24 protein-coding genes, 3 riboswitches and 1 other annotated feature are annotated in these 26,455 nt (G+C 36.2%); of the genes, 8 read left to right on the top strand and 16 right to left on the bottom strand.

From position 1 onward, the window contains the following. The first annotated feature begins 130 nt into the window (after nt 1–130). Nucleotides 131–814 carry a response regulator transcription factor gene (locus FHY60_RS07045; protein ID WP_139904308.1) on the top strand — a complete coding sequence of 228 codons (684 nt, stop codon included), beginning with the start codon at nt 131–133 and terminating at the stop codon, nt 812–814. 35 nt (nt 815–849) lie between these two features. Then, nucleotides 850–2,088 (top strand): sensor histidine kinase, encoded by a 1,239-nt coding sequence (locus tag FHY60_RS07040; RefSeq protein ID WP_139904307.1) that lies wholly within the window; start codon nt 850–852, stop codon nt 2,086–2,088. Nucleotides 2,089–2,169: 81 nt separating this feature from the next. On the opposite strand, the gene FHY60_RS07035 is transcribed toward FHY60_RS07040, so the two are convergent. After that, nucleotides 2,170–2,793, bottom strand: coding sequence for a cation diffusion facilitator family transporter (locus FHY60_RS07035; RefSeq protein ID WP_243122274.1), 624 nt, complete (start codon nt 2,791–2,793; stop codon nt 2,170–2,172). Between the two features lie 213 nt (nt 2,794–3,006). After that, nucleotides 3,007–3,128, top strand: a riboswitch (cyclic di-AMP (ydaO/yuaA leader). Nucleotide 3,129: 1 nt separating this feature from the next. On the opposite strand from FHY60_RS07035, the gene FHY60_RS18275 reads away from it, so the two are divergent. Beyond that, complete coding sequence (locus FHY60_RS18275; protein WP_243122247.1) at nt 3,130–4,020, top strand: hypothetical protein; 891 nt, start codon at nt 3,130–3,132, stop codon at nt 4,018–4,020. Nucleotides 4,021–4,087: 67 nt separating this feature from the next. Here the strand turns inward: FHY60_RS18275 and FHY60_RS07025 are convergent, their stop codons facing one another. The 3 genes from FHY60_RS07025 to FHY60_RS07015 form a co-directional block, all read right to left on the bottom strand. Continuing rightward, entirely contained in the window at nt 4,088–4,549 is a 462-nt protein-coding gene (locus FHY60_RS07025) for a chemotaxis protein CheX (RefSeq protein ID WP_243122273.1), read from the bottom strand. 231 nt (nt 4,550–4,780) lie between these two features. Next, nucleotides 4,781–6,073, bottom strand: coding sequence for a homocysteine synthase (locus FHY60_RS07020; RefSeq protein ID WP_139904304.1), 1,293 nt, complete (start codon nt 6,071–6,073; stop codon nt 4,781–4,783). Between the two features lie 154 nt (nt 6,074–6,227). Beyond that, nucleotides 6,228–6,335: riboswitch (SAM riboswitch) on the bottom strand. Nucleotides 6,336–6,461: 126 nt separating this feature from the next. Next, on the bottom strand, nt 6,462–7,640 hold the full coding sequence (locus FHY60_RS07015) for a trans-sulfuration enzyme family protein (protein WP_139904303.1): 1,179 nt from the start codon (nt 7,638–7,640) through the stop codon (nt 6,462–6,464). 86 nt (nt 7,641–7,726) lie between these two features. After that, nucleotides 7,727–7,833: riboswitch (SAM riboswitch) on the bottom strand. A 135-nt stretch (nt 7,834–7,968) separates the two neighbouring features. On the opposite strand from FHY60_RS07015, the gene FHY60_RS07010 reads away from it, so the two are divergent. After that, complete coding sequence (locus FHY60_RS07010; RefSeq protein WP_180375485.1) at nt 7,969–8,319, top strand: rhodanese-like domain-containing protein; 351 nt, start codon at nt 7,969–7,971, stop codon at nt 8,317–8,319. 57 nt (nt 8,320–8,376) lie between these two features. Here FHY60_RS07010 and FHY60_RS07005 read toward each other — a convergent pair whose 3' ends face one another. Together FHY60_RS07005 and gltX are read right to left on the bottom strand one after the other, a co-directional pair. Then, nucleotides 8,377–9,528, bottom strand: coding sequence for a TMEM165/GDT1 family protein (locus FHY60_RS07005; protein ID WP_139904301.1), 1,152 nt, complete (start codon nt 9,526–9,528; stop codon nt 8,377–8,379). Between the two features lie 599 nt (nt 9,529–10,127). Next, nucleotides 10,128–11,777, bottom strand: coding sequence for a glutamate--tRNA ligase (gene gltX / locus FHY60_RS07000; RefSeq protein ID WP_139904300.1), 1,650 nt, complete (start codon nt 11,775–11,777; stop codon nt 10,128–10,130). A 47-nt stretch (nt 11,778–11,824) separates the two neighbouring features. After that, nucleotides 11,825–12,051, bottom strand: a binding site (T-box leader). A 266-nt stretch (nt 12,052–12,317) separates the two neighbouring features. Here gltX and FHY60_RS06995 point away from each other — a divergent pair. Next, nucleotides 12,318–13,613 (top strand): IS30 family transposase, encoded by a 1,296-nt coding sequence (locus FHY60_RS06995; RefSeq protein WP_139904066.1) that lies wholly within the window; start codon nt 12,318–12,320, stop codon nt 13,611–13,613. A gap of 306 nt (nt 13,614–13,919) precedes the next feature. Here FHY60_RS06995 and FHY60_RS06990 read toward each other — a convergent pair whose 3' ends face one another. Further along, nucleotides 13,920–14,114, bottom strand: a complete 195-nt coding sequence (locus tag FHY60_RS06990; protein ID WP_139904299.1) for a hypothetical protein — start codon at nt 14,112–14,114, stop codon at nt 13,920–13,922. Between the two features lie 197 nt (nt 14,115–14,311). On the opposite strand from FHY60_RS06990, the gene FHY60_RS06985 reads away from it, so the two are divergent. After that, nucleotides 14,312–15,415: a ribose-phosphate pyrophosphokinase gene (locus FHY60_RS06985; protein WP_139906314.1), complete on the top strand. Its 1,104-nt coding sequence runs from the start codon at nt 14,312–14,314 to the stop codon at nt 15,413–15,415. A 138-nt stretch (nt 15,416–15,553) separates the two neighbouring features. Here the strand turns inward: FHY60_RS06985 and FHY60_RS06980 are convergent, their stop codons facing one another. From FHY60_RS06980 to FHY60_RS06970, 3 genes are all read right to left on the bottom strand, one after another. Continuing rightward, entirely contained in the window at nt 15,554–16,831 is a 1,278-nt protein-coding gene (locus tag FHY60_RS06980) for an FAD-dependent oxidoreductase (RefSeq protein ID WP_139904298.1), read from the bottom strand. After that, the gene (locus FHY60_RS06975) at nt 16,828–17,811 is read right to left on the bottom strand and encodes a sulfide/dihydroorotate dehydrogenase-like FAD/NAD-binding protein (RefSeq protein WP_139904297.1); all 984 of its coding nucleotides are present in this window, start codon (nt 17,809–17,811) and stop codon (nt 16,828–16,830) included. Before FHY60_RS06975 ends, FHY60_RS06980 begins: the two co-directional genes overlap by 4 nt. A 180-nt stretch (nt 17,812–17,991) precedes the next feature. Then, complete coding sequence (locus FHY60_RS06970; protein WP_423243578.1) at nt 17,992–19,104, bottom strand: D-alanyl-D-alanine carboxypeptidase family protein; 1,113 nt, start codon at nt 19,102–19,104, stop codon at nt 17,992–17,994. A gap of 306 nt (nt 19,105–19,410) precedes the next feature. Here FHY60_RS06970 and FHY60_RS06965 point away from each other — a divergent pair, with 306 nt between their 5' ends. Both FHY60_RS06965 and ytfJ read left to right on the top strand, forming a co-directional pair. Continuing rightward, nucleotides 19,411–19,800 (top strand): DUF2953 domain-containing protein, encoded by a 390-nt coding sequence (locus tag FHY60_RS06965; protein WP_180375484.1) that lies wholly within the window; start codon nt 19,411–19,413, stop codon nt 19,798–19,800. 34 nt (nt 19,801–19,834) lie between these two features. Beyond that, a complete protein-coding gene (gene ytfJ, locus FHY60_RS06960) occupies nt 19,835–20,269 on the top strand; it encodes a GerW family sporulation protein (protein WP_139904294.1) in 435 nt (144 codons plus the stop codon). Nucleotides 20,270–20,336: 67 nt separating this feature from the next. Here ytfJ and scpB read toward each other — a convergent pair whose 3' ends face one another. The 6 genes from scpB to spo0A form a co-directional block, all read right to left on the bottom strand. Beyond that, nucleotides 20,337–20,951, bottom strand: a complete 615-nt coding sequence (gene scpB / locus FHY60_RS06955) for an SMC-Scp complex subunit ScpB (protein ID WP_139904293.1) — start codon at nt 20,949–20,951, stop codon at nt 20,337–20,339. After that, on the bottom strand, nt 20,902–21,693 hold the full coding sequence (locus FHY60_RS06950; protein ID WP_139904292.1) for a segregation/condensation protein A: 792 nt from the start codon (nt 21,691–21,693) through the stop codon (nt 20,902–20,904). The genes scpB and FHY60_RS06950 overlap by 50 nt, the downstream gene beginning before the upstream one ends. A gap of 305 nt (nt 21,694–21,998) precedes the next feature. After that, nucleotides 21,999–23,168 (bottom strand): D-alanyl-D-alanine carboxypeptidase family protein, encoded by a 1,170-nt coding sequence (locus FHY60_RS06945; protein ID WP_139904291.1) that lies wholly within the window; start codon nt 23,166–23,168, stop codon nt 21,999–22,001. Between the two features lie 114 nt (nt 23,169–23,282). Beyond that, a complete protein-coding gene (locus FHY60_RS06940; protein ID WP_139904290.1) occupies nt 23,283–24,164 on the bottom strand; it encodes a tyrosine recombinase in 882 nt (293 codons plus the stop codon). A 308-nt stretch (nt 24,165–24,472) separates the two neighbouring features. Next, on the bottom strand, nt 24,473–25,120 hold the full coding sequence (gene spoIIM / locus FHY60_RS06935) for a stage II sporulation protein M (protein ID WP_139904289.1): 648 nt from the start codon (nt 25,118–25,120) through the stop codon (nt 24,473–24,475). Nucleotides 25,121–25,492: 372 nt separating this feature from the next. Then, a complete protein-coding gene (spo0A, locus tag FHY60_RS06930) occupies nt 25,493–26,305 on the bottom strand; it encodes a sporulation transcription factor Spo0A (protein WP_139904288.1) in 813 nt (270 codons plus the stop codon). Nucleotides 26,306–26,455 lie beyond the last annotated feature (150 nt).

The following is a 26,455-nucleotide window of genomic DNA, read 5'->3' as shown; positions in this document are numbered from 1 at the left end:
ACCTTAAATAAATTTAATTATTTTCAGCCATAAGTTTTGATTTTATTTAAGGTTTATTAAAGGTAGGCTGTGATATAATGTAACTGTTCCATAAAAAACTTAATTTTTTCAAAACTACGGAGGTAAAACAATGAGAATACTATTAGTAGAAGATGAAATCCCTTTAGCGGAGGCATTGGCACAAATATTAAGAAAAAACAATTATACCGTAGATATGGTTCACGACGGTGAAATAGGATTAGATAATGCATTTAGTGACATTTACGATTTGATTATATTAGACATTATGCTTCCTAAGATGGATGGCCTAACTGTTCTGAAAAATATAAGAAAGGAAGGTCTGGGAGTACCGGTAATACTTCTCACCGCAAAGGGGGAAATCACCGATAAGGTTGCCGGCCTTGACAGCGGTGCTGATGATTATCTGGCAAAACCCTTTGCCACTGAGGAACTACTGGCTAGGATACGTGCAGTGGCCAGACGTAAAGGAGAGGTAATTCAAAATAGTACATTAAAATTTGGAGACATCGAATTAAATCCTTCAACCCTTAAATTATCCACCTCTACTAAGGAGGTAAAACTCATATTGAAAGAAAGTGAGCTGCTTGAACTCCTTATTAACCGAAAGAACTCTGCTACTTCAAAGGAATTAATTATAGAAAAGCTTTGGGGATTTGATTCTGAAGTGGAGCACAATCACGTAGAGGTCTATATTTCTTTTTTGAGAAAAAAGCTGGCCTTCTTAAATTCAAAGGTCATTATAAGTACTGTCCGAGGTGTGGGCTATATTTTAGAAATGCAAAAGGACAAATGATATTCTAGTCAGGAGGAATACAAGGGGGAATGCCTATGTTTAAAGAGCTTAAAAAGAAATTTCTCATGCTTAATTTAGTAATAATATCCGTGACTATGCTTGCAGCTTTTCTAACCATCTATTTAATAACCTATAATAACACCAGAAGAGAAATTGACATGGAGCTAAGGAAGCTATCTGAATTCAATCGTAAGCCCACTGATGGTTTTATGGATCGCCCTGGTATGAATTTATCAGATTTTGACCAGACACCCCCAAAACGCTCCGTTTCATTTGTAGTTTATACCGATAGCAAAGGTAATAAGCTTGCAACCTCTTCTATTTTTGAATTAGAAGATATTTTCTATGAAACCGCAAAAAATATAGCTTTGTCAAAGAATACTGAGAAAGGCCGTTTAAAATTGGATGGTACCCATTGGGCCTATATGAAAACTACCTACTTTGACGGATACAAAATAACTTTTTTGGATATCTCGGATAGTCAAGGAATTTTGACCAGACTGATATATACCTTTGCAGCAGTGGCAGCAGTGATGCTCATAGTCATTTACTTTATCAGCCGCTTCTTTGCAAACCGATCCATTGAGCCTATAAAGGAAGCTTTTGACAAGCAGAAACAGTTTATTGGTGATGCTTCTCATGAGCTTAAAACTCCCTTATCTGTAATAAATACAAATGTAGATGTGCTGTTGGCTAATAGTGACGATACTATCAGCGATCAGTCTAGATGGCTTTATTACATTAAATCAGAAGTGGAGAGGATGGCTCGGTTAACCAATGACTTACTATATTTAACCCAGGTGGATTATTCAGAAACAAAAATGATTTTCTCAGAATTCAATTTGAGTGAAGCTGTGGAAAGTGTGCTGCTCACCATGGAAGCAATGATTTTTGAAAATAATATATATTTAGATTATGACATAGAGCCCAATATAACTATTAAAGGTAACAGCGAACAGTTTAAACAGGTAGTGATGATATTATTGGATAATGCCTTAAAATACACCAATCCTAAAGGAAAGGTAACTATGGTATTAAAGAAAAATCATAACAACGTTATCTTGACAGTTTCCAATACCGGTAAAGGTATACCGGAAGAACATTTGCCCAAGATTTTTGATCGCTTTTACCGCATAGATAAGTCCCGTGCCAGAAACAGCGGAGGCTATGGCTTGGGCTTAGCCATTGCCAAGACCATCGTTCAGCAGCACGGCGGGAAGATTTCAGTGAAGAGTATTGAAAATGAACTTACCACCTTCACAATAGAATTATAATTCGTGTTAAATGAATAACTTAAAAATAAAGAGTCTGGATCAGCTTTAATACTGCCCCGGACTCTTTACATTTATTCAGGCTCAGCCCTGTAATAATATGGCTCCAATATAATGGACATCCTTCACTTCCAGAAGCTCAGTGACCACATCTTTTACCCTCTCCGAATCCACCGGAGCTTTATCAACTATGACTCCGCTGGTTTCTCTAAAAATCTCAACAGCAGCATAAAAAATAAAACCTGCCACTATAAGAGAGGCAATAGGATCAATAATAGCTGGGGCCCCAAGCCTTATACCTATAACAGTAGCAAGTACCCCTACAGATACAAATATATCTGCTCGGGTATGAAGTGAATCTGAGACAAGTATCTGACTATGATACTCCCTTCCCTTCTTATACTCATAGCTACTGACAAAAATATTGATAACCAGGGTTATAATTAAAGTAATAATACTCTCAAGATTAATACTTAGCTCTACAGGATTAATAAATCTCTGAACCCCACCATTGATAATATTTATTCCAACTGCTGACAACATTACCCCTATAAAAAGTCCTGCCAAGGTTTCAAATTTACTGTGGCCGTAGGGATAGTCTTTATCCACCGGCTTTGATGCAAACCAAATTCCGATAAGGCCAACAATATTTGAGGACCCGTCTGATAAGGAATGAAATCCATCTGCCATCATACTCGTACTCTCAATTACAGCTCCCAGAATAATTTTTAGTGCAGCTACAAGAATATTGGCAAAAAAATTATCAGCAGTACATTTCGCACTTTTTTTAAACTATCACCTTCCATTGTCACATAAAATTACCAAAGGCATCTTCATATTTTCTTCATATTTGTTTGTTAGAATCCCCTTGTGCTTGAGTTTGTCCCCCTTTTTTATCTAAATAAGTGCAAGCAAAATATATATGGTTTCAAGCCGAATGCTAAGGCAGCGGAGGATCAATAAAATTGGGGTGAATCCATCTTGGTAGGGAACTCTCTTTCCGAACCCGTCAACTAACTTCGTAGGCTTATGAGAGGAGTAAACATGAACAAACGTAATATTATATTAGCTTCTATAATACTAGGAGTATCTTTGTCTATTTTTTCAATTGTTAAATTTGAGAATACAGCAAAAGCTGGAGTTTACCAAGACCAGTCAGGAAATACTGTAATCTCAGACAATATTTCTACATATTCCGTACAAGCCCCGCCTGCCGAAACAACAGCGCAAACACAGCAGACCAATGAAAGTAATACAAATGATGAAATAAGTGTTGCAGTATCAGACACACAAAAGTCAACTGCAGATACTACAAGCAACGTGCCATTATCTAGAGGAGGAACACCATCTCCAAAAAAACTAGAGGAGGCAAAAAAAATGGCCCAAGCTGCTGAAGCAGAGACTAAAGCAAAGGCTGAAGCTAAAGCAAAGGCAGAGACTGAAGCAAAAGCAATAGCTGAAAAAGAAAGTAAGGTGGAGCTGCTGGATTGGTGGGATTCTGCCAGATATGTCTTTTCCAGAGGCACTACGGCAGTAGTTACTGACGTTTACACCGGTAAAAGCTTTAAGGTTCAGAGGACAATGGGGACAAACCATGCAGACACTGAAGCTTTAACAAAGGAAGATACCGCCATAATAAAAAGCATCTGGGGCGGGTTTTCTTGGGAGAGACGTCCCGTTATAGTAACAGTTGATGGAAGAAAACTTGCTGCCTCTATGAGCGCCATGCCCCACGCAGGAGTAGATTCAGAACCTGCCTACGAATATGTAAATAACCGTTCAAATGGCTATGGCAGCGGTGAAAACTTAGATGTGATAAAAGGCAATGACATGGACGGACACTTTGATATTCACTTCTTAAACAGCACAAGGCACATGGATGGTGATAAGGATCCTCAGCACCAAACTGCAATAAAAGTTGCTGCCGGTAAATAAACAGAATCCACCTGTGCTTTAAACACAGGTGAATTCTAATGGAATTTTACTTCATAAATAAAAAGATCTAATTCTCTTTGTAACTTATATCTATGTGTAAGGATTCTCCGTCATCAAAGTTTAACGGTACACAAACTGTTACAGCTTTGGCAGGAGTCAGCTCCATGTTTTCACAGGTTAACACAGTTGGGGGAGTAATATCTATAGACATATTTGCTTTATAAAATATATTGGCAGTGTGCCCCATAACCATATTAGCCAACTCAGCTATTGCACTTTTGGCCATTTCATCCAGCTCCGGCACAGGCATCCCAAACATCATAGCTGAGGCAATCCTACATGCTAATTGCTTGGACAGAGAGAGTACAACACTACCACTTATTTCACCAGTTATACCTATCATAATAATAACAAGATTTCCGATGTGTGGAGTACTTCTTGTGAATACCCTGCCAATTGTTGGCTTTAGTCCAGTTGTCTGGTTTACTACATCTAAGCTTGCTTCAATAAAGGGATTTATGTATTCCACCCTCAATGATGTCAACCCCATTTCTCTATATTATTAACTCCATATAGAACTATAAAATTCGTGTGTCACATAAATGATAATTATTAGAATCATTTACTTATTAAGCTTAATTATAATTGCATTCAATGGCTTTGTCAAGACATGTTATATTATGTAGAAAATTTAATAATATAGTAAAGAACAAACCTATGGGAGGTATTTCTCCCATAGGTTTATAATATCTTATACTTTTTATACGTCTGCAGCCTTTCTTAATGCCTCATCTAAATCTGCAATAAGGTCCTCTACATCCTCAATACCAATGGAAAGTCTTATCATGTCAGGAGTGACTCCAGCGGCTAATTGCTGCTCTTCTGAAAGCTGGGCATGGGTTGTACTTGCAGGGTGTATTACCAGGGATTTTGCGTCTGCCACATTGGCCAGCAGTGAGAAAAGCTCAAGGCTGTTTATAAACTTTCTTCCGGCTTCTAAGCCCCCTTTTATGCCAAAAGTGAAGATGGAACCTGGTCCCTTAGGCAGATATTTCTTTGCCAAGTCATAATATTTATTGCCCTCAAGTTCCGGGTAGTTTACCCATGATACCAGTGGATGATTATCTAGAAATTCCACAATTTTTCTGGTATTGGAAACATGTTTTTCAATTCTCAGCGACAGCGTTTCTAAGCCCTGAAGGAATAGGAAACTGTTGAAGGGACTTAAGGCTGCTCCGGTATCTCTCAGCAACTGTACTCTTGCCTTTATGATGAAAGCCAAGGGTCCCAGCGCTTCATAGTACTTAATTCCATGATAACTTGGGTCAGGCTCTGTAAAGCCTGGAAACTTGCCGCTGGCAGCCCAATCAAACTTACCTCCGTCAACAATCACTCCGCCAATGGAAGTTCCATGTCCGCCAATAAACTTTGTTGCGGAATGTACCACTATATCTGCCCCAAACTCAATTGGCCTAATAAGATAAGGGGTACCAAAGGTATTGTCCACAATTAGTGGGATACCATTTTCATGGGCTATATCAGCAACCTTTTCTATATCCACAAGATTTATTCCCGGATTTCCTATGGTTTCAAGGTAAAGTGCCTTAGTTTTCTCATTAATTGCCTTTTTAAAGTTCTCCGGGTCATCAGGATCTACAAATACCGTTTTGATTCCAAGCTTTGGAAGGGTAGTAGAAAATAAGTTGTAAGTTCCGCCATAAAGTGTACTTGCCGCTACTATTTCATCCCCGGCACCGGCTATATTTAGTATAGAGTACGTGATGGCAGCAGAACCTGAACTCACCGCTAAAGCCCCTACCCCACCTTCTAAGGCTGCAATCCTCTGCTCGAACACATCTGTGGTTGGATTCATTATTCTGGTATATATATTGCCATTTTCTTTAAGAGCAAATAAATTTGCTGCATGGTCCGCATCATTGAATACATATGAAGTGGTTTGATAAATTGGAACCGCCCTTGATCCTGTAGTTGGATCAGGCTTTTGGCCTGCGTGTACCTGTAGTGTGTCAAATTTGAATTTTCTTTCTGTCATAATTAATCACTCCTTTTTATTATTTATTACATTTTATAGGGCCTAACCCTTTACCTCTCATGAATATAGTATAAATATTCATTTTTTTGTTTTGGTAAGTCATCTATAAAATAATAAGCCTCTTTCGATGAAAGAGGCTTATAGCAGCTTTTTTCTCTCATCTCTCAGTTTTACACCGAAGGAATTAGCACCATACATGTAAATGAAACATGCTGGTTGCCGGGTTTCATAGGGCCTGTCCCTCCACCTCTCTTGATAAGAACTATTTAAATTTTCAAGTTTTAATTTATTGTTAAATTACTTTCCTACTATTATAATTTGTTTACTATGTTATGTTTATAAATATACCACCCTTTGCATACAATGTCAAATATTTTTTGTTTTTATCTTATATTTTTTGCAGAGTACGCTCAAACTCAGATATTAGATCTCCTATATTTTCAAGGCCTACGGAAATTCTAAGTAACCCCTTTGATATTCCTGCCCTCTCCAATTCTTCTTCACTGAAGGCCCTGTGGGAGGTTTTAGCGGGATAAGAAATGGCCGTACTAACTCCCGCAAGACTTGGAACCAATTTAATAGTTTCAAGTTCCCTAATCAGGCCATAGGCTCCCTTTTCTCCATCTACTAAATCAATGCTCAACATTCCTCCATAATAGTCCCCACGGAATATTTTCTTTGCAGTAATGTGATGGGGTGAACTTTTAAGGCCTGGATAATAAACAGTCTTAACTTTTGGATGGTTTTCTAAATACTTCGCTAACTTTAATGCATTATTTGAATGTTGTATCACTCTGAGCTCCAAGGTTCTCAAGCTTCTTACCAAGAGCCAGCCGTCAAAGGGGCTCATGGTAGGTCCGTATAATACTCCTGTAGAGCTTATCTGTCGCATGGTTTCCTTGTCAGAAACTACTATGCCCGCTGTGATATCACTATGTCCGCATAGATACTTTGTGGCACTGTAGACAACTATATCTGCTCCCAGTTTTAAAGGTTGGCATATCACAGCGGTTGCGAAGGTATTATCTACAATCACCTTTGCATTATGGTCATGGGCAATTTGAGCAATTTTAGGAATATCCAAGACCTCCATCAGTGGATTGGATATAGTCTCGATGTATACAAGCTTTGTGTTTGTTTTAAAATACTGTTCCAACCTATCCTGTAGAGGGTCCACAAAGGTAACCTCTATATTAAACCTTTTTAACTCAGTCTTAAAAAACTGATGGCTGCCGCCGTATAATACGTTGGCAGCAATAATGTGGTCCCCGGCCCTTACTTGAGACAGAATGGACATAGTTATGGCAGCCATTCCGGAAGAGTAAGCCTGAGCATCCTCTCCGCCATCAATATTGTACATTATTTCCTTTAGAGCATCGTAGACCGGATTGTTCATCCTTGTGTACACGTAGCCTTCCTCTTCCCCAGCATAAACCTTATCCAAGGTTTCTACATCATCAAAGGAGAACACAGAGGTTAGCGTTATGGGTAAAGTTTTACTGCGTGATACTGAAGGAGGATTTCTATCTCCCAAGTGAACCAGCTCTGTCATTAAACTCTTTTCCATGTTGACCCCCTACTCTTTTTTTCTGTTTTTTCATAATAAATAAAAAGCCTCTTCAAAAGAAGAGGTTCCATTTGCAACAAGGTCTCTTCTTATCTTTCAAGTACTAACTTGCAGGAATTAGCACCATGCATCCGTTACCATGCTGGTTGCTGAGACTTCATTGGGCCAGTCCCTCTGTCTCTCTGGATAAGAATGTTATATTCAGATATTACTAAACATGATACCAGTATAGCAGAGGCTTGTCAATCATTATCTACAGATTAATATTATTATTTTCACCTTACATCTACAGCAACATATGATGTATTATAACATCCTACTAGAAACATTGAAAAAATATGAGGTGAAAACGATGAGTTACTGCAAAATGCCCTACAAAAACATTTCCCCCTCCAGAGCCCGGAAGCTTTTGAAACACGATCCAAATATTCTCCTGATCGACGTCAGATCACCGAAAGAGTATATGGAAGCACATATTCCTGGAAGTGTCAACATCCCAATAGAATTTTTGGAATGGGAAATCTGTAATTTACAATTGTCTCCTTTCATACCAATAATGGTGTATTGTAAGACCGGACTCCGTGCCACTTCTGCAGCATGGTTACTGATTAGCCTAGGTTTTATAACCGTATATAACCTAGGCGGAATTGACCGCTGGCCCTATAGACTTGAGGGATGAAAGCAGAGGGACGTTTTGCTTGCCATCTTTTAGCCAAACAAAACGTCCCCTTACTGCTTAAGAGATTTTATACGCAGTATCTTCCTTCTTTATAGTTTTAATCCTTCTCAAGAGCTTTACTGATATTAAATGATTTATATTTTCTACCTTTGCTATATATTGTTTTAGAGTCTGAAATTCTCCAACAACTTCCTTTAACAAGAGCCTTTCAAATATTTGCCGTATGGTATGTACGTTTTGCAGCTCCTTACTGTGGTTCATATTGTTAAGAATAAAGTTTACAGTCACTGCCAGACTTTCTATAAGCTCTTCCTGACTATAATTCTTTTTCAAGGAATTTTCAAAGGCCATAATCCCTTCTTCAGGGAGGCTTACACTGTCTTCGATTATACTTTTAAGTACTTCTTTTGTATATCCAATTAAACAATTTTTTCCCTGGCATCTTATACAATAGTTTTCTCCAAGGCATATGTTTTCTATTCTTTCATTAATTTGATTATAATACTGATATAATTCCTCTGAAACCTGCTTAAAGGTAGATAGCTTGCCCTTTTTTCTTTCTTCTATAGTGGGCTTTAAAATCAAGAATACACAAAGTGCCAGTACAATAAAGAAGATTATTATATTTACTGGAGTCAGGTATTCCTTTGGTAAGGTGGCAAACAATTTTGTAATACCAAAAAACATAAATATGGCTGCAGAAGCAATCTTAATAGTAAATTCGGGTATTCTGTTACCGAGCTTACTTCCTACCAAAATACCTAAGGACCCTGTAATAACCATTCCTGTTACTGTACCCATTAGAATAAACAATGGATATTGAGCATCAGCAGACAGAGTAATTGCTGTGAGCTGGGTCTTATCCCCTAACTCTCCTATGAAAAAGGCTATGGCAACGGTAAGTACCGGTCCAAAACTGCTTTTAGCTTCTTCTTCATCTTCTTCCTCTTCTGCTCTCAGTGTCCATAGAGCAAATCCAATAAAGGAAATACCCGCAACAATTTGTATAATGTTAATGGGTATTAACTTTGACATATAAGCTCCAAGTGCTACGGCAACACCATGATTTAGTAAAGATCCGATAAAAATACCAACTAACACCTTTCTGACCTTATACCTGGTGGCAAAGGCCATAGCTAAAATTTGTGTCTTGTCCCCCATCTCTGCCATGAAAATTAGGAACATTGCCTTAATAAATTCCTGTATCATTTTCTAACCCCCATAATAATAATAAAATAAAAAAGGCGAGGCCTTTAGACTAATATACCCACAAGGCAGATATACTAATCTAAAAGTCTCGCTTCTTTAGTTCTAACTCTAAAGCAAATAGGACCAGGATTGCTCCATTATGTTGACCCTATTTATGGCACAAAGCCACAGCTACTCCCTTTTAAGATATTATTCCTATACAAATATATCATAATTTATCTCTATAGGCAAGACTGGACACTTCAACTTTTCTAAAAGTTTTATGTCCAAGCCTTACCTCGCTTGAACTTTTGTAATAACTATGCTATTTATAACCTTCTGTTAGAAAGCGACTTTTCTTCTAAGCATCTTAATTCCTCAATGATGCTCTTAAACTCTTCCTTATCTTTGACAGAATCAAAAACCGCCTGTTGTAACAACTTAAAGAGATTTTCATATAAATACTAGGCCTAAGTGAAGAGTTTTCCATGACAAATTCCCCCCCTTTCATAGATAACACAAACTAAAGGGCACTTTGGTCACAAAATATATAAAAATTTAAAAGGACTATTCAACATTTTGTTTTTATAAAATGTTGAATAGTCCCTTGTCAACCAATATTAAAACTTAGCAAACCTATCTCTTACCTTTTCTTCTCCCATTACATGCATTATGGTATAAAGGTCTGGAGTATTTGCCCTGTGGGTTAAGGCAGCCCTGACCACTGCAGCCACATCTGCAATCATACCCTTGAAGTTTTCTGGGTTAGCCTTGAATTCCTTCCTATTAGCAGTATAGCCTAGCTGCTCACCAACAGCCTTTAACTCTTCGAACCAAGTGTCCTTATCGGCATCAAAGTTGTAAGCCTCAGCATAGGCAGCTATTATTCGTTTTGCTTCTTCCATATCAACGTTCTTTGGAAGCTCTATTTGATCTACTGTTTCTTTATAGAATAGTTCATCAAAGAAGTAGAAGATCTTCTCTCTAACATCCATCCACTTTGCATAGTCTTTTCTTGGTTTTGGACCTTCCCTATCTATGTTGAAAATTTCTTTAGCCATGGATTCATTAGCAGTTACCAATTCATACATTTGTGGATCGAATTCCTTTGCCCACTCTGTATATTTCTCATATACCTCTGTGGCTTTCATTCTGGAGATTACATCTTTTGAAACGTCACTTAGCTTTACCAGGTCAAATAAGGCACCACTTTTACTCATCTTATCTAAGGCAATTTCAAAATCATAGCTGTCTGCAAAAGGATTTTCTGCCCTCCAGGTTTCAAAACCTGAATTAATTATATTTAACAGATATTCTATTACGGACTGTACTGGATATCCAACCTCCCTGTAATAGGAAACGGCAGCCTCGGGGTCTTTTCTTTTTGAAAGCTTTCTCTTTGATCCCTCATCCTGTTTCATAATGGTTGGAGTATGAGCGTATTTTGGCGGCTCAAAGCCAAGCACTTCAAATAGTTGAAGGTGTATAGGTGCAGATGACAGCCATTCTTCTCCCCTGATCACATGGGTTGTTTTCATTAAGTAATCGTCGACTACATGAGCAAAATGATAGGTTGGTAGTCCATCACCCTTTATCAATACGATATCCTGATTGTTTTCCGGGAACACAACCTCTCCCTTTATCAGGTCCTGTAATACTACCTTGTTATCAGAATTGCCCGGTGACTTTAGTCTAAGTATATAGCTTTCTCCTCTTTCAATCTTCTCTATCGCTTCTTCTGTAGAAAGATTTCTGCAGTGAGCATACTCTCCGTAATATCCCGGAGTTATCTTTTCAGCTATTTGCTTTTCTCTTAAGGCATTAAGTTCGTCTGCATTACAAAAGCATGGATAAGCCAAGCCCTTAAGTATTAAATGCTTTGCAAAAGTCTTATATATTTCAGCTCTTTCACTTTGCCTGTATGGGCCGTAATCTCCTTTCGAAGTATCTTTTCCTGTCATTCCTTCATGGAAATTCAGTCCAAAGTTATGCATAGTAGAGATTGTATCTTCTACTGCCCCTTCTACCTCTCTCTTCTGATCTGTGTCTTCTATTCTCAAATAAAATACTCCACCACTCTGTACAGCCAATCTTTCATCGATCAAGGCTGAAAAAACTCCTCCGATATGCTGAAATCCAGTTGGACTTGGGGCATATCTTGTTACCTTGGCACCCTCTTTCAAGTTTCTCTTCGGATACATTTTAATGTAGTCTTCAATAGTCTTATTAATATCTGGGTATATTAGATCTGCTAACTTTTCTAAACTCATGAACTTTCACCTTTCCTTTACATATTAAAAAGCCCTTCATCCTAACTACATAGGACGAAAGGCTAATCTTCCGCGTTACCACCTAAATTGGTTAAATTTCTTTAACCCAACTCAATTATCTTTAAGGAGATAAACCCATAAATATACTCCACTGTCGTGATTTTCTATTTATTGCTCCAAAGCTTCTTTCCACAGCGTTAATTTCTAAGTTTCCACCATCCTTAGATCTCTGTAAATTAACCCTCCGTGTACTTTTCTTTTTCATAGCCTTTTGATTATTATTCTACTGTTTATAAAAAATATACTTATATTATATTGATGTTATAGGATTTTATCAATAATATCCTACAAAAAAATTAATTTTTTTGCTTTAACTTTAATTGCAAAAGTAAATTCCACCTCTCTAGGTGGTAAGAGTGGATTTTAATTCTACAAATATGAAAGAGTATAGAGAGTGGAATTTAGTAATACAAAATATTATTATATTGATATATGCGTCATTACAGTAATCCTTGCTTGGTAAGGAAGGAGTTTTTCATTATGGCTAAATTCAAACACTTTACGTTAGAGGAAAGAGTCTCTATTGAAATAATGCTTAAAGCCTCCCTTTCTTTCAAAGCAATAGCCCGAGAGCTTGATCGAGATTGTACAACCATTTCCAAAGAGGTTAAAAATCATATCATGTACAAGCGAACAGGTTCTTACGGTAGACCTTTTAACAACTGTATTCATCGTTTAACTTGCAACCATACATATCTATGTGAGAAATCACATTGTAGAATTCGACGCTGTCGCTTTTGTTCAGATTGTTCAAAATTCTGTTCTGATTACAAAGCATATACTTGTCACTTACTCTCTAAGCCACCTTATGTGTGCAATGGATGTGCTAGCCTTACAAAATGTACTCTGGAGAAAGCAATCTATAATGCTTCCTATGCCCATGATGAATATGTACTTCGTCGTTCTGAGTCACGAAGCGGCATAACTATTTCTGAGGACGAGATTAAACGTCTTGATAAAATCATAACCCCACTCATTCAAAGAGGTCAATCTATACACCATATCTGCGTTAATAACAGAGACCTTATCATGCATAGTGAAAAATCAATCTACAACTATATTGATTACAATCTTTTCTCCACAAAAAATATTGACCTTCCAAGAAAAGTTGTTTATCGTCCAAGAAAAAAGCTTAAAAATCATTTTAAAGTGGATAAGTCCTACAGAATTGGACGCACATATCAGGATTTTCTTGAATTCATGAAGGAAAATCCTGATACTCCAGTAGTTGAAATGGATTCTGTTGAAGGTACTAAAGGTGGTAAGGTGTTGCTCACTATCCATTTCGTTGATTCTCAGTTTATGCTTGCTTTTATTAGGGATGCAAACACTTCACGTTCCGTCATAGATATTTTCGAAAATCTTTATTTGGAACTGGGGCCTGACACTTTTCTAAAACTATTTCCTGTCATTCTAACTGACAACGGCAGTGAGTTTACAAATCCAAAGGCTATCGAGTTTGATAGGCAGGGAAACCGCATAACACGCATCTTCTACTGCGACCCTTCAGCGCCATATCAGAAAGGTGCTGCAGAAAACAACCATGAATTGATCCGGAGAATTGTTCCTAAAGGCCAGAGCTTCAACTCATTTCAACAGAAGGATATCTCATTGATGATGAGTCACATTAATTCTTATTCAAGAAAAAAGCTGAATGACCAGTCTCCATACTCGGTATTCAGCTTCCTTTACGGCGCTAAAACGCTCGCAAAGTTGGATTCAGAACTCATCAAACCAAATGAGATTATCATGAATCCGAGTTTATTAAAATATTAACCTACTCAAGCAGGGATTACCGCTGGCGCTTAAGTTAAAACTTTTTCAATGGGTGGAATTTACCTTTGCAAAAAAAACGGAAAATATTCACCCTTTGTTTGCTATACCCAAAATCAGCTGAAATCTGCTTGAGCTACTTAAATTATACCTCATTTTTGTCTAAAATAAGCAAAAAATTACTCTTATAACCAAAAATCTTATCTAGTATCGATTTTACGGTGGAAGTTAATTCTACAAAGTGGAAGTTAACTTTTCAATTCACCTTTTTTGCTTTAACAATTTAAGTGCAGTCTTTTTTAAATCTTTTTATTCTTTCAGCTTTTCAATCTGCGCCTCTCTGCTATCTTTGAATTCCTTATTTATACTGCTTGCATAGGAATAGCCCCCCTTATCATCCATCGCTTCAATAAACAGTTCTTCTAAACCATTATTTACAGCTATTTCTCCCTTTACTTCAAATTCCTTGATTAAGTTATTTATTAACTCGTTATTCTTATACATATTTAAATATCTTCCCTCCTTTTTCACTATGTATTCATAATTTTGCCCATTAGATATTTTTATAATTCAATTTTAAATAATACTGAGAAATTTTGATAATCTTCCTAAAATAACTCTACAAAATTATCGAAATATAGAGTAAAATATAGAATGTTGAAAGTAAATACTAAGGAGAGTTGAAAATGCAAAGTATTACAATGAATTCCATGCCATATGGCCAGATGGGAATTATAGCTCTGCAGAGCTGTAAAGAATTAGGAATAAAGATTGATAACTACTTACAAGAAATGAGACAGGATAACTCCGGTAATGTGCCAAAAACCTTTCTTATATCTACAGAGGAAATAAGATTTTCAAACGGAGAAGGTAAAGTAAAGCTGGAGGAGACTGTTAGAGGAAAAGATATTTACATATTATGTGATATCGGAAATTACAGCTGCACCTATAAGATGTACGGTTTTACAAACCATATGGGTCCAGATGAACATTTTCAAGATATAAAGAGAGTAGTATCCGCTATGGGTGGAAAAGCTAGAAGAGTGACCGTAATAATGCCACTGTTATATGAAGGAAGACAACATAGAAGAAAAGGCAGGGAATCATTGGATTGCGCTATGGCGCTGCAGGAACTTGAAAGACTTGGGGTTAATGATATCTATTCCTTCGATGTGCATGATCCTAACGTTCAAAATGCAGTTCCTCTGCTTTCTTTTCAAAACCTCTACCCAACCCACGAGATTATTAAGAAGTTCATAACGGAAGAAGAGGACCTTAGAATTGATAAATCAAAGATGATAACCATAAGCCCTGATACGGGAGCTATGGACAGAGCGATTTATTATTCCAGCGTTTTAGGCCTGGATATCGGTCTGTTCTATAAGAGACGTGATCACTCCGAGGTTATAGGAGGTAAAAATCCTATTATACAGCATGAATACATCGGAAGAGATGTTGAGGGAATGGACGCATTGGTCATAGATGATATGATTGCTTCCGGAGAATCTATTTTTGATATAGCTAAAGAACTTAAAAAGAGAAAGGCCAGAAAGATATATGTAGCCACTACCTTTGCCCTATTCACCGAAGGTATAAGCAAGTTTAACAAGTATTATGGAGAGGGTCTAATTGATAGGGTCTACTCCACTAACTTAACCTACCTTCCGGAGGAAGTCAGAAAGAGTCCTTGGTTTAAAGAAGTAGACATGTCTCAATACCTTGCAACCATAATGCACTATGTTAATTTGGATAAGTCAATAAGTCCTTTGACCAATGCCGCTAAGATGATAAAAGAAATACTATAAACGATGGACAATTGACATATGACAATTGACAATGAATGAAGCAATTCAGCGCAGCTGAATTGCTTTTATTATAATTTGCAGATTTTTCTCAGCTTCGCTGTGAAAAATCATCCTTAATTGTCAATTGTCCATTGTCAATTAGACAAGCCTTTGATTCATAACGTCTGTGAGATTAACTTTTTCGATTCTTGCCTTAATCTCCTCTATATCCATTGTATAGAGGCCTAATTCCTGCATTCTCTTGAAGTATTCAGCCCCGGCAAAGGTGTACCTGTTTCTTCTGCCTTCCTTTGTGGATAGTTGATAATTTGCAAAGGCAATCAGGTCTCCCAAGGCAACGGTCCTTGGAAGTGTAAGCAGCGGTATTCCAAGAACATAGCGAACTGCATTGTGGCCTGCCAGTGAGCCTGTAGCTATGGCTTCTGTATGTCCAACAAACAATCCCGCTTTTTCACCACCCACAAAGAGGTTGTCTAATCCTTTTACCCTCATGTCGTCGGTTCGTGGAGCCACTGAGAGATATCTTATTGAATTTCCCTTGCCTCCGGCATAAGGATCTACATATTTTGCATATTCTAATCCCTTAATCTTTCTTAGTTTGTCCAGCGGATAGTAGGAAGTCATTAGCTTTGCATGTCCTGTATCTAACAATACTACGTTTTCTGCAAACTCCTTTAAGGCATATTGCTGGCATACCTTTAATTTAAGCTTGTCAATATTTACATCCTCTGAAGGTACCTTCAAAACAACAACACCTTTTTCATCCAGTTCCTTCACAATTTCCGGTGAAAGGCTGTCCTTTGCCAGCTTACAGGATCCACTGAAGGCTCCAAAGATGTCATCTTCTCTTTCCCCCTGTAAATCGTCAACCCCTGCTCTGGCACTTAAGCTTACTCTCGGACCAAAGGCCGGACATCTCAGAACGCACATGGAGCACCCATTGCCATATCTTAAACAATTGCCCATAGGTCCTGTTGAACCCGTTGTCTCAATAAATACGTCTCCATCATAAAAGCTTCCGTCAGCCAGATATATTCCCTTAATCTTCTTGCCTTCTTTTTCTATATCTACCACTCTGGATATGATCTTAATGTTGACACCAATTTCTTTCAGGTAATTGGTAACTTCTTTTTCCACCTTGTTAACATCATACAACCAGGCATGTTTATGTCCAGGAAAATCTATATTAGAATGTCTGCTATTCTTATCTGTTATATCTATCAAATCACCGGCCCCGATTGCTTTAAGCTCCTCAGCAGCAGTATATCTTCCATTGTTCCTCATTATTCCGCCAACATTTCCAAGCCCCAGAAGCATATCGGTTTTTTCAAAAAGTGTTACCTCAGCGCCGGCTTTTCTTGCCGTAATTGCAGCAGCACACCCAGCCCAACCTCCTCCAATTATGATAACCTTCATATTAACCTTCTCCCCTCAAAGAATTTTTTAGGTTCCGTCTGAATTTTGCATAAGCGCTTTACCACATGTCCCTTATATCTGGCACTGCAGCTTCCGCAAACTCCCTCTCCGCAGCACATTCTGGCATTGTTACAGCTTGATGTTTTCACTCGGTCGTTCACATATTCTATAACCTTAAAGTTTAGAATATCGGCACCATCACAGTGGATAAGATTTACCTTATCTTCCTCAATGGCTCTATCAATGACCTCTTTTAGTTCATCTGTTAATTCACCTTTTTCTAGAGTCTTACAATTTATCACCTTGCAATCATACATGGATAAATACTCGCTGACAAAGTTACTTCTATAGTTTCCGTTATCCAAAACTACTATGAGCTGATTTCTATTAGAATATAATTTTCTGAGCACAGGAACCATAGGCGCCTGTCCTATTCCCCTTGCAATGACTAATGACAGCCCATCCTTGGCAGAATATACATTTTTTAAGCCAAAAATTCCATTCCAAAATGGAGCTCTAATGAGCATATTTTCGTTTTCCTGCACAGTATCGATACTCTTAGTTTTAATGCCTTTTATTTCTATGGCAACTTTAATCCAATTTTCTTCAGTATTTACATCCATAATTGAAATTGGGGTATCATAAAATTGAGTGGTTTTAGGACTCCTCATAAATATATAACTACCTGGATGCATCAGGTCCTGAGCAATTTTATGAGAAGTAAGTAATGTGAAAATAATGACTTTATTGTCTATCATCTCTTTCTTCAAAACCTTACAAAAATAATTCTTCCTTTGATTTTTTGCCTTGTTTCCGTTCCATACATATTCCTGATAGATGCATACACCCTTCCAATTTATGCAATCACAGAAGGTTTTTCCGGATAATTGAGAACACAGTATACACTCACCGACCTGAGCCAAGTGGCATGGACAGTACTCTGTTCCTGCATCGATACAATCAGTTACTTCGTAATTCATTTTTAAACCTGCCTTTCTCCCTGATAAAAGCCAAGAAAAAACTCACGCTATAATATTAAAATATTGAGTTTATTTAATTTTGTGACTATAAATAAAAAAGAATCCCCAGTGTTATAAAACTGAGAATTCCTTCTATTTGTTGTATGATTAACAAATAATTTTGTTATATTGCTCAAAATCCTATTTAAAGAATTTATACCATTTTTTAATTCCCTTTTCCTTCAATACCTCATTTTCTGTACATAATGGGGAAGTATATATCAAATCATTGTCTTCATAGATATTAATAGTACCTACCTTTTCATCCTTATAAATAGGTGCCTCTATATCCTTTGGTGTTTTTATTTGTACATCCATGGCACTCCCCTTTTTTATGGGAATCCTTATATCTTCCTTAGCTACCAAATTTGTAGTTTTCTTGGTGGGTAAGATACATAAGCTTTTTACAATCTCACCCTTTTTGATTACCAGTTTAAAATCATAAGTTTTAGAAATGAATTCATTTATCTTCTTCGTTTCTCTCCACCTTTGAGGACAATTGATAACAACGATAATGATATCGCTGCCTCCTTTATTCACTGAAGTTACCAGACATTTGCCTGCTTGACCGGTATATCCTGTTTTTACACCATTGGCTTCAGGAATCTGCCAAAGTATTTTATTTATATTGTGATAACCTCTGCTAAAACCTTTTGCAGCGGCATCTACATCTTTAACTGAAACAATCTCGTTAAATTCCTTTATTTCCTTGGCCTTTGCTGTGGCAAGAGCTAGGTCATAGGCTGTAGTATAATGCATGGAACTGTCAAGCCCATGGGGAGATTCAAAATGGGTATCCACCAGACCGATTTCCGTTGCATATTCATTCATCAGCTGTACAAACTGTTCCACACTGCCGGATATGCCCTCTGCTATGGCTATAGCTGCATCATTACCACTTCTCAACATTAAGCCATATATCAATTCTCTCAATGATATTTCTTCTCCCTTTTTATAACCTACCACTGACCCTCTTATATTTGCAGCTTTTGCACTTATGGTAACTTTTTTGTTCAGATCTCCATACTTTAAAGCTACCAAGGCTGTAACTATCTTTGTAGTACTTGCCATTGGAGTTAATATATGTGCATTCTTTTCATATAAAACCCGATTAGTTTTTGCATCAATTGCAATGGCATTTCTCGCTTCTATATAGGGCGGCTTTACATTCTCAGGTTCAGCATTTACATTCACACAAAAAAATGAAGTAAAAGAAACAATGAATGCCAGTAAAAAGTTAATATAGTTTTTCACATGCACCGGACAACACCTCTTTCTTTTCTAATAACTTCAAAAATCCCACGTCTATATAATAGTTTTTGTATTATCACTAACTTTAATCCTATGAATTTATACTTCTTATAAATTATTTCGAATAATATGAAATAATTTTATATTTATGGATATAATATCAAATGTTACTTAACTCTGGAGGAGCTTTTTATGTATTATATTGTTGGCATAATACTACTCTTAGTCATCCTTTTTTTTCCCTTGAGCATAAAACTCTCCGTTTTATATAAGGATGGACACTTTAATATTTTCATATATAACAAACAATTGAAACTTAAAAAAAAAGTTGAAAAGCACAAAGCTACACCGGCCACTGCGCAGAAAGCTGAATTCAACCTTGTCAATTTTCTTCCGGAAAAGCTTAGGAAGGTCATCTATAAGGTATCGGATGAAAAACGTAAGCTGCCTGCAAAAATTGACTTTGATCTTCACTATGGTTTTGATGATGCAGCAGTGACAGCAATATTTTACGGAATCCTGAATGGACTGAACAGTCTTTTGTATAATCAGTTCAGCTTTCTGCTTGATATAAAAAAATATGAATATCATATTGTACCCCATTATAATGATCCAATGTTTAATTTTAGGCTAAATTGTATAATTTCTTTCAATTTAGCAAAAATTATATATATGCTGTTTGCAATTTATGTATTTTAAGGAGGTGGCTTCCCAATTTAATTGGGATATATCTATGTATAATCATCCTATCGAAGGTTTAATGCAAAGCACAATGGAAAACTTCAGAGATATGATCGATGTTAATACCATCATAGGCGAGCCCATCGAAACTAATGACGGTACTGTTATATTACCGATTTCAAAGGTTTCATTCGGTTTTGCCTCCGGTGGCAGTGAATTTGCTCAAAAGAAAAATTCAGAAGAAGAAAGCAAATTACCCTTTGGAGGCGCCAGCGGTGCTGGTGTTTCTCTAAAACCGGTAGCTTTCTTGGTTATGAAAGGCGAATCTATAAGACTTCTATCTGTTGACCATGAAAATACCTACGACAGAATTATTGACTCAATCCCACAGATAATAGATATGCTCAAAGGTAACGGAAAAGGTAAAGAAGAATACAAAAATGACGTAAAAGCCACAGACCATGAATCCACTCATGATGCTATATAAAAAACTGCGTTAATACGCAGTTTTTTAATTGACATTTTATTTCTATCTGGCAGCAACTTTACTTTTTCTATTGTTCTAAGTTTGCTTGCTCGGAGTTAGTCTCTTCATCTTCATCTAAGTACTCGTCAATTATACTCTCAATAGACGGTAGTTCCTTAATGTTCTGTAAGTTAAACTGCTTTAAAAATTCGTCGGTGGTAGTATATAGTATGGGTCTCCCCGGTGCATCTAGTCTTCCGGACTCCTTTATGAGATTTTTTTCTAGGAGCTTGGCTACAGCGCTGTCACTCTTTACTCCTCTTATTTCATCTATATCTACCCTGGTAATAGGCTGCTTATAGGCTATTATGGCAAGGGTCTCTAAGGAAGCCTGTGAAAGAGCTTGTCTATTATTGGTTTTAAGAATTTTTACTACAAAATCACTGTTCATAGGCTTGGTAACCAATTGATACTCGTCATTCATGTTGATTAATTTAATGCCCCTGCTCTCTTCCTCATAGGTAAACATCATTTCCTTCAATATATTTTTTGCATACACAGGACTGCACTCTAATATTTCTGCGATGGTCTTTAACTTCATTGACTCACCGCTTACAAATAGAAGAGATTCAATTATTGAAAAATATCTTTCTTTATTGGATATCTCCTTCATTTCCGTCTGCAGAATATCGTCCTTCTTCATCGGTATCAACCCTTTCTATATAAATATCCTTAAAATTATCTTCCTGATAAACTCGGACATTCTTAATTCTTATCAATTCCAGCAGTGCTAAAAAGACTACAACCACTTCAATTTTACTTTCGTAGGAACTTATTATCTCTTTAAAAACATACTTCTTTCCCTTCTTAAGCCTAGTACTTAACTCAACCATCTTATCCTCTATTTTAAACTTATCCATAGGAATATGGTTCTGAAGGGTGTTGTTTTCATTGAGTTTATTCCTGTATCTGTTTAATAACTCATTATAAAGATTGTATAAATCCAGCATAGTGACATTTTTGAGTATATCTTCACTATTTGCTTGTTTGCTTTTATCATCAATAATTTCCGGTTTTTTTGCAAACAGATATCCTGTATCCTTTATTCTAGATTTTAAGAATCCTGCTACTGCCTTAAACTTCTTATACTCAACCAATTTTTCAACCAATTGCTTTCTGGGATCGACTTCATCTTCTTCCTTTTCATTGAGTTTTGGCAGCAGCATTTTTGACTTGATTTCTATCAAGGTAGCTGCCATGACTATAAACTCAGAGGTTATCTCCAGGTCAATTTCCTTCATTCTTTTAATATATTCCATATATTCATTGGTAACTTCATATATTTTTATATTGTAGATATCCATTTCATTCTTCTTAATAAGGTGAAGAAGTAAATCAAAGGGACCTTCAAAATTCAAGTTGGAGATTTTAATATTATATTCCATACTGCTTCCCCCCATACTGTATCAAAACATACATAAATAATATATCATTAAAATGAAATTAATACTATAATATAAATTCATTATATCCAGCAAAAAGACTATCGCTTATTTGAAGGAAAGTGCGAAGCACTTTTTCAATTAGTAATGAGTGATGAGTAATGAGTAATCATGGATGAAATTACTCACTGCTCATTACTCATTTAAAAAATTGCGTTGTGACGCAATTTTCTCTTTAAGTGTAACATCCCCTTATATTTTTAATTTAAAGAGCTATCGCTCTTTAAATTTGTGCGATAGCTCCTATTTTATATGGCATGATTAAATAAGTTCTTGAAGTTGAATTTCAAGTTTTCAAAGAAGCCTGAGGTCTTCTTTATAGCTCTATCACTATAGATATTTACTTTGCCAAAAAGTTCACCATTGTTGTAAAATTCACAGTAACCTATAATTTCACCTTGCTTATAACTCTTTTTATTTTCCTGCAGCATAATCTTCTTAGTTATCTTATTCTCTGTTCCCTTTTCTAAGGTTACTGAGAAGTCTTCAGCTGCCTTGGCCATAAGGAATTTATCTCCACTCTTATTTAAAGTAATCTTTTCAACATCGTCACCTTTATTTACAAGCTTTTTACACTCAAACTTTGAGAAACCGTAGTTTAAAAGCATGCTGGCGTCACGATTTCTGACTTTATAAGTTGGGGCTCCCATAATAACAGATAACATCCTTACACCCTCTCTAACTGCGGTTGCTGATATGCAGTATTTTGCCTCACTGGTATAACCGGTTTTTAGTCCATCGCAACCTTTGAAAAATCTAACCAATTTATTATGATTTACCAGTTCAATAGGGGTTTTTCTACCCTCTGAAATTGTCTCCATGTATGTTCCGCTGTACTTTAGTATTGAAGGATGTTTCAATAATTCTCTGGACATTAAATATATGTCATAAGCAGAAGATAGGTGCCCATCTGCGGGAAGTCCAGTACAGTTTTTAAATGTAGTATCATGCATTCCCAAAGCTTTGGCTTTTTCATTCATCATAGCCGTAAAGGCCTCTTCACTGCCTCCTATATATTCTGCTAGAGCCACCGCAGCATCATTTCCTGAAGCAATGGCTACACCTTTTATCAGCTCTTCAACAGTCCTAATTTCTCCTGTGTCAAGGAGCATCGTACTTCCGCCCATTTTTTTAACATTCTCGCTTATCGTTACCTTATCGCTAAATTTAATTTTACCGCTATCTATGGCCTCCATAGTCAATAGCATAGTCATTATCTTAGTAACAGATGCAGGGGCTAGTTTTTCATGTATATTTTTTTCATATAATATTCTGCCTGTGGTTGGTTCAGCTAACAGTGCAGATTTTGCTTCTACATTTATTCCTTCTCCCTCTGCTTTTACCCTTAGATTTAAAAAATTTAGCGATAAGATAAATGTAAGGATACATACAAATATACTAAATCTTCGTTTCTTCATTTCTAATCCTCCTTTCATATTTATTTTTTCCAATAAGCCTAAGATTATCACAAAACCATAAAAAAAAGGACCTGGCATCATAAACCAATTCCTTTTATGTTACGATTATTCATTTTATGCTCTGGGATGGGTATTCTTATAAACTTCCATCAATTTTTGTTTTTTCATTGCATCTATATAGACCTGAACTGCAGATATATCTTTATAGCCTAATAGCTCTTTCAGTGACCTTATGTCTGCACCATTCTCTATCATGTGCACCGCTATAGAATGCCTCAGTGTATATAAATTTATCTCTTTATTTATTTTTGCTTTTTTAGAATAATACTTAATAATCTTCCAAAACCCCTGCCTGCTCATTTTTTCCCCTTTATTATTTAAAAAGAGAAACTTCAAATCCTTTGTATTGAGCTCTTTTCTAAGCTTAAGGTACTTGTCCACACATTCAACACAGTATTTCCCTAGGGGTATAATTCTTTCCATGCCCTTAGTACCTTTACATCTTAGATAATTAAACCTCAAATCTATATCTTCCAGGGTCAAGTTCAACATTTCTGATATTTTAATGCCACTGGCATACATCATTTCAAGCATGGCCTTATCTCTTACTCCTTTTATGGAGTTCTGATCCGGTGTAGAAAGCAGCCTATTTACTTCTTCGACGGTCAATATTTCAGGTATACTTCTCTTATATTTTGGAATTTCATAATCTAAAACCGCTGCCTTTTCCAAGCGGCCGGTCCTAACCAGATACTTATAAAAGTTTCTCAGGCAAATTACACTTCTTGCTATCGAGGATTCTTTCTTCCCACTACTGGCCAAGCTTTGAGTATATGACATCAAGGTCATGTTATTAACCTTATCATAGGTTAAATTGTTACTAACTAAAAACTTCTGAAAAATGGTTATATCTCTCTTGTAGGCATCTATGGTGTTGTCACTCAAATTTTTATTTTCACTTATATATGTTAAATATTCTTTTACAAGTTCGTTCATATTACACCTACTAACTGATTAATAGTATATTTTAACCCTTTGTTTCTATTATTATTATATAGAATATTACTTCCCTACTCAATACTAATAGGTTATGTAACTTCTGAATGCATTATAATAATATTGAAAAAAGTTTATATTGTCATGAATATCTGCTACAAATATGCTATTTTTATGTATTACGGTCCTTTTATATAGGTAGAATATCAGCTGGTCAAATACAATGGGAAGTATGTATCCTAAGATAACAAGCAAGGCAAAACATTTTAAATAGATCCATAAAAAATTATAGAAATCATTTTTTTGTCTCAAAAAATCACACTCCCTGCTGCAGTTGCTATGGTTTGAATTGCTCTTGGAGTTACATAGGCCTCATACAAGAATCCCAATATCATAACCAACAATATTATAAAGAAGGTAACCGAATAATCTAAAAAATAATTTTTGTTATAATTTATTTGCTTATTAACCCTATCCTTAAGCTTTGAAAAAGATAAACGCATTGCCAATACAGAAGCTACTATCAAGCAAGGTATGTATATGATATTTTGAGGAAGAACTCCTAAAAGTACAAACCAAGTCCCTTTATATCCCATACTATAAAATGCAAAGGTTGTTGCAAAACCAAAGAAAAATCCTTTAACAATATCTACAATTAATATTATAGGAATTCCTATAATTGTTAGTCCTGCCACCCACAAAACCAAAAGCATTGGCAGATTGTTTTTAAGGCTCTCTATTATAACAGCAGTATTTTTTACTTCCATAGTACTGATATTTTTATTAAAATCTAAGAAATAGCTGATTAAGTCTTGCCTTTGTAGGTCATCCATGTACCTTACGGTATAAATTCCAAGGACAATGCCTGTAAAAAGGCATAAGAGCGAAACAATGTACAGCCACATGCTTTCCTGAAAGTGTCTTGATAAATTGGAACCGGTATTTAATCTTCTCATTTTCTTCCTCCCTATAGTATACCTATTTTTCACACGGAGTTATTAAAATAAAATTCTATATAATATTTATGTCACCATGGGAAGATATATTCCATTGATCCTATTAAGCAAAATTTTCATCACTGAAGACACTGAACAAAGGAAATTATGCTGAAGGGATTTCATTTTTAAACACTGATTTGTGGGGAGGCCACTGTGAACGCTGAAGGATTTTTCTAAGTAATCAGTTATTACAATATATTACTCTGTTTTAGAGGAGTGTTGGTGAAGTGTGAGATATACTGGTGATTTGTCCATCAACTGTTTATTAAAACAGTAAGGCATGCTACCACATGCCTCTATTTTACTTTGCAATTTTCTATACTAAAACTACTAGCTTACCTTATTTTTTAATCTCAACTTATCAGCTACCATTGCAATAAACTCTGAATTTGTTGGCTTGCCCTTATCGTTGTGTATAGTATAGCCAAAGAGCTTATTTATAGTTTCAACTTGACCACGTCCCCAAGCAACTTCTATAGCATGTCTTATTGCTCTTTCTACCCTGCTGGCAGTAGTATTATACTTCTTAGCTATGGATGGATACAGTTCCTTTGTCACTGCTGACAGCAGTTCCATATCATTAACTACCATGGTAATAGCTTCCCTCAGGTACATATATCCTTTAATGTGGGCAGGAACACCAATTTCATGAATTATATTGGTTATTTCAGATTCCAAATCCAATGGTTCCTTTTTTGATACCCTAATCTCAGGGGTGTCTATTAGAGATATAGTCTTTTTAACATCATCACTGGATATAGTGTTATTAAACATCTGTCTAATTCTCTTTGTGAACACATCCATATCAAAAGGCTTAACCACATAATAATCTGCACCAAGCGTTATAGCCCTCTGAGTAATCTTATCTTGTCCCACTGCAGATAGCACAATTATTCTGGGTTTTGGATCCAGATTCATTGTATTTAGTTTCTCCAAAACACCCAGTCCATCTAAATGTGGCATAATTATATCTAATACTACCAAGTCGGGAGTTTTTTCCGATATAAACTTTAAAGCCTCTACACCATCTTTTGCTATACCTGTTACAATTATATCCCTTTGGTTTGCTAAATAATCATTTAAAATGTTACAAAATTCCTTATTATCATCTGCAATGAGTACCGATATTTTAGTTTCTTCCATTTTAATATCCCTCCAAAAAATCATTACATATATTAACAAATAACTAATTCGACAAAGTTAATAAAATTCCTTCTAGGTAATGAAAAAATAATTGTTATTTTTATCCATTTTTATATTTAACGTTTATACAATGAAAAGGCCGCTGATAGA

Source organism: Clostridium thermarum (assembly GCF_006351925.1).
GTDB classification, from domain to species: Bacteria; Bacillota; Clostridia; order Clostridiales; family Clostridiaceae; genus Clostridium_AU; species Clostridium_AU thermarum.
The sequence above is the reverse complement of the archived record's forward strand: the minus strand, read 5'-3'. Positions and strand labels throughout refer to the sequence as shown.

Excerpts from the sequence above, each read along its gene's own strand:
- FHY60_RS07045 (WP_139904308.1), top strand. The coding sequence starts at position 131 with ATGAGAATACTATTAGTAGAAGATGAAATCCCTTTAGCGGAGGCATTG.
- FHY60_RS07040 (WP_139904307.1), top strand. The coding sequence starts at position 850 with ATGTTTAAAGAGCTTAAAAAGAAATTTCTCATGCTTAATTTAGTAATA.
- FHY60_RS18275 (WP_243122247.1), top strand. The coding sequence starts at position 3,130 with ATGAACAAACGTAATATTATATTAGCTTCTATAATACTAGGAGTATCT.
- FHY60_RS07020 (WP_139904304.1), bottom strand. The coding sequence starts at position 6,073 with ATGACAGAAAGAAAATTCAAATTTGACACACTACAGGTACACGCAGGC.
- FHY60_RS07015 (WP_139904303.1), bottom strand. The coding sequence starts at position 7,640 with ATGGAAAAGAGTTTAATGACAGAGCTGGTTCACTTGGGAGATAGAAAT.
- FHY60_RS07005 (WP_139904301.1), bottom strand. The coding sequence starts at position 9,528 with ATGATACAGGAATTTATTAAGGCAATGTTCCTAATTTTCATGGCAGAG.
- gltX (WP_139904300.1), bottom strand. The coding sequence starts at position 11,777 with ATGAGTTTAGAAAAGTTAGCAGATCTAATATACCCAGATATTAATAAG.
- FHY60_RS06995 (WP_139904066.1), top strand. The coding sequence starts at position 12,318 with ATGGCTAAATTCAAACACTTTACGTTAGAGGAAAGAGTCTCTATTGAA.
- FHY60_RS06990 (WP_139904299.1), bottom strand. The coding sequence starts at position 14,114 with ATGTATAAGAATAACGAGTTAATAAATAACTTAATCAAGGAATTTGAA.
- FHY60_RS06985 (WP_139906314.1), top strand. The coding sequence starts at position 14,312 with ATGAATTCCATGCCATATGGCCAGATGGGAATTATAGCTCTGCAGAGC.
- FHY60_RS06980 (WP_139904298.1), bottom strand. The coding sequence starts at position 16,831 with ATGAAGGTTATCATAATTGGAGGAGGTTGGGCTGGGTGTGCTGCTGCA.
- FHY60_RS06975 (WP_139904297.1), bottom strand. The coding sequence starts at position 17,811 with ATGAATTACGAAGTAACTGATTGTATCGATGCAGGAACAGAGTACTGT.
- ytfJ (WP_139904294.1), top strand. The coding sequence starts at position 19,835 with ATGTATAATCATCCTATCGAAGGTTTAATGCAAAGCACAATGGAAAAC.
- scpB (WP_139904293.1), bottom strand. The coding sequence starts at position 20,951 with ATGAAGAAGGACGATATTCTGCAGACGGAAATGAAGGAGATATCCAAT.
- FHY60_RS06950 (WP_139904292.1), bottom strand. The coding sequence starts at position 21,693 with ATGGAATATAATATTAAAATCTCCAACTTGAATTTTGAAGGTCCCTTT.
- FHY60_RS06945 (WP_139904291.1), bottom strand. The coding sequence starts at position 23,168 with ATGAAGAAACGAAGATTTAGTATATTTGTATGTATCCTTACATTTATC.
- FHY60_RS06940 (WP_139904290.1), bottom strand. The coding sequence starts at position 24,164 with ATGAACGAACTTGTAAAAGAATATTTAACATATATAAGTGAAAATAAA.
- spoIIM (WP_139904289.1), bottom strand. The coding sequence starts at position 25,120 with ATGAGAAGATTAAATACCGGTTCCAATTTATCAAGACACTTTCAGGAA.
- spo0A (WP_139904288.1), bottom strand. The coding sequence starts at position 26,305 with ATGGAAGAAACTAAAATATCGGTACTCATTGCAGATGATAATAAGGAA.